This window comes from Corallococcus exercitus (assembly GCF_003611585.1).
Taxonomy (GTDB): domain Bacteria; phylum Myxococcota; class Myxococcia; order Myxococcales; family Myxococcaceae; genus Corallococcus; species Corallococcus exercitus.
Genome location: NZ_RAVW01000688.1, coordinates 1 through 2,931, shown reverse-complemented (window position 1 = coordinate 2,931; position 2,931 = coordinate 1). Strand labels below are relative to the sequence as shown.

Annotated in this window: 4 protein-coding genes; all 4 read left to right on the top strand. The window is 72.9% G+C overall.

The annotated features are described in order from the left end of the window. On the top strand, window positions 1–403 hold a 403-nt coding region (locus D7W79_RS40880; protein ID WP_147442327.1), incomplete at its 5' end, for an AgmX/PglI C-terminal domain-containing protein. A 42-nt stretch (window positions 404–445) separates the two neighbouring features. Continuing rightward, window positions 446–1,285: a GNAT family N-acetyltransferase gene (locus D7W79_RS40875; RefSeq protein WP_120530600.1), complete on the top strand. Its 840-nt coding sequence runs from the start codon at window positions 446–448 to the stop codon at window positions 1,283–1,285. Window positions 1,286–1,407: 122 nt separating this feature from the next. Then, a complete protein-coding gene (locus tag D7W79_RS40870) occupies window positions 1,408–1,941 on the top strand; it encodes a hypothetical protein (protein WP_120530599.1) in 534 nt (177 codons plus the stop codon). Between the two features lie 106 nt (window positions 1,942–2,047). Further along, on the top strand, window positions 2,048–2,701 hold the full coding sequence (locus D7W79_RS40865) for a hypothetical protein (RefSeq protein ID WP_120530598.1): 654 nt from the start codon (window positions 2,048–2,050) through the stop codon (window positions 2,699–2,701). Window positions 2,702–2,931 lie beyond the last annotated feature (230 nt).

Below are 2,931 nucleotides of genomic sequence, written 5' to 3'. Positions count from 1 at the left end.
TCCCCGGGCACCCCCGCCCGGCCAGGATTGGGACGCCCCCGACCCGCGCCGCGTGGAGGTGGTGGAGCCGGTCGTGGAGGCCTCCTCCGGCCGCATCGACGCGGAGGACCTGCGCCTGGCCGTCCAGGCGGTGACTCCGCTCGTGCAGCAATGTTTCCAGGACGCCGCACAACGCAACCGGGGCGCACAGGAAGTGAAGCTCCGCTTCACCGTGGAGGGCGAGGGCTCCGAGGGGAAGATGAACCGGGGCGTGCTCGTCTCCAGCACCATCCCGGACCCCATGGTGCAGGCGTGCGTGCTGGACTCCCTGCTGGACGCGCGCTTCCCGGCGCCCCACCTGGGCGGGTCCGCGACGGTGCTCTACCCGTTCCGTTTCACCACGCCTGGGGACGCTGGCCCGTGAGGTCGGGTTGCGCATAAGGTTCGGCCCCCTTCTCCCCCGCGCATGCCCGTCACCGTCGAACAGCTCGCGCCTTCCCACACGGACGCCCTGCGCGCGCTCCTGTCGAAGGATCCCGTCCACAACCTCTACCTCCTGGGGTTGCTGGAGGAGTTCGGCATCGCGGCGCCGGAGCGCCAGGCGGCCTTCGCCTTCCACGGCCGCTTCGACAGCGGCGTCCTCACCGCGGCCGTCTTCGTGGGCGGCGAGGGCGGGCTCGTGGTGCCCAGCGCCAGCGACGCCAGCGCCACCGGCGTCATCGCGGACGCGCTCGCCCCCAGCCTCAAGCTGCGCTCCACCGTGGGGGACAAGGCCGCCGTGGACGCGCTGGTGAGAAGCCTCTGCGAAGGCAAGCCGCGCCTGTCGCGCACCCAGCGGCTGTTCAGCGTCTCCGCGGACGACCTGGGCCCCTTCACCAACCCCACCCTGCGCCTGGCCCGCGAGGAGGACGTGCCCCGCCTGCTGCCGCTGGCCCAGGGCTACGTGCGCGAGCTTTTCGAGCGCGACCCGCTGGCGGAGGACCCCACGCACTACGAGGCCCGCGTCCTCCAGCGCGTGCGCCAGCGCCGCACCTACGTGCTGGAGGAGGGCGGCGAGCTCGTGTTCAAGGTGGACATCGGCTGCCGCTCGCAGTTCGGCGCGGAGCTGGAGGGCATGTACACGCCCCCGTCCCGCCGCCGCCAGGGCCACGCCACGCTGTGCCTGGGACAGATTTCACGGCACCTCCTGTCCTCGCTGCCCCGGCTCGCCTTGCGCGTCGACGAGCGCGACGAGAGCACCGCCCGTATCGCGCGCAAGGTGGGCTACCACGCCGGCCGCACCCAGCGGCTCGTGCTGGTGGAGTAGCGCCGCCGGGCCCGTGTAGCCCCGGGGGCAACGCAGGCAACACCTGTCCGTTGCTCCCGGAACAACAGGGATTGCCAAAAAGGCACGTAAACATCTGAAACCACGCCATCCCGGATGAGGGCATGGCGCTTGCTCCCCTGCTTCGCGGCGCGCGCGTTCGCGTGTCCGGCGGCCCCAATCACCGCCGCATCCCCAGGGAGCAGTCCATGAAGGGTTTCCAGACGTTGGCGAAGGTGTGCGCGTTCGGTGTGGTGGCGTTGAGCGCGGGGACCGCGGCCGCGTGGCAGTACTACCCGGGCGCCGCGTTCAAGGCCGCCAATGCCTCCGACGCGGCGTGCTTCAACGTGTACAGCTACTCCGCGCTGATCAACAGCTGTACGACCACGCGTCTGGCCATTGCCTCCGTGCCCATGTGGACGGTCGGCTACCACCCGACGACGGTGCAGATCTACGGCAACAACAGCTGGTGCGAGACGGAGACCGTCAACGGCGTGGGCAACGCCGGCCAGGTGGGCGCCACGGTGTACACGGTGGCCGGCCCCATGGCGTGGCAGACCCTCAACACGGGTGACCGCTACGTGTGGGAGGACTACGCCGTCGTCGTCCGCTGCGGCCTGCAGGCGGGCGGCATCCTGGGCGGCTTCACCATCGACTGAAGCACGGGCCTGTCCCGCGTCACGCGGGCCGCGCGGGGGCTTCACCTTACCTCCCCTCCGCGCGGTCCGCTTCTCCACCCTCACCTCAAGCCCCGCGAGCGCCCCGATGTCCTCCCGGCTCCAGACCCTCCTCGCCATCGCCAACACCGTCGCCATCGCGGGCGTGGGCTTCACGCTCCTCGGCCACCAGCGCGCCTCCGACGAAGCGCTGGAGGAGCTGAGGGCCCAGGTGCGCCGCGCCACCCCGGGCAGCGACGCGAACGTCGCCGAGCGCCGCGCCGCCGCGGAGACCGCGATGCGCCTGTGGGCCGCCAACGCCGCGCGCCCCGCCGCGGCCCAGGCACGGCCCGCGGCTCCCGCTGGAGAAGCCGACGCGGAGAAGGACACCGGTGAGGACGTGCCGCCGCCTCCGCCCGTCCGCCCGCCGCCGCCGTCCTTCGAGCAGTCGCGCACCCGCGTGTTCAACGCGTTCGCGGCGGAGCCGGTGGATGGCGACTGGAGCGCCCGCGCGTCCCGCACGCTCGACGACGCGTTCCGCGCGCACCTGCCCGCCACCTCCCGCGTGAAGTCGCTGGAGTGCCGCGCCACGCTCTGCCGCGTGGAGCTGGTGCACCGGGCGCAGACCGACCACGGGGCCTTCCTGATGAACGGGCTGCGCACGTGGCCGGGCTCCGTCTTCATCGCCAACGAGGCGCAGGAGGGCGACGACTACGTGGTCACCCTGCTTGCATCCAAGGAAGGCACGCGCCCGCCGCTGTAGCCCGGCCCCGGCCAGGGGTGGGCGGCCCCCCACCGCATGGCCCGGGTCGTCACGTGCCGGAAGGAAGCCGGCCCGGGCGGCCTCCGCCACACCGCGCGGCTGGCACGTCCCGGGAGGAGGCAGGCCGGGAAGCCCGTGCGACTCCCGCGCGCACGGCGCCCGGCGGATGCCCTACAGTCCGCCCGCGATGAGCAGCCGCCCCACACCCTCCCGCCGCCCCCTCTCCGGAG

Excerpts from the sequence above, each read along its gene's own strand:
- D7W79_RS40870 (WP_120530599.1), top strand. The coding sequence starts at position 1,408 with ATGGCGCTTGCTCCCCTGCTTCGCGGCGCGCGCGTTCGCGTGTCCGGC.
- D7W79_RS40865 (WP_120530598.1), top strand. The coding sequence starts at position 2,048 with ATGTCCTCCCGGCTCCAGACCCTCCTCGCCATCGCCAACACCGTCGCC.
- D7W79_RS40875 (WP_120530600.1), top strand. The coding sequence starts at position 446 with ATGCCCGTCACCGTCGAACAGCTCGCGCCTTCCCACACGGACGCCCTG.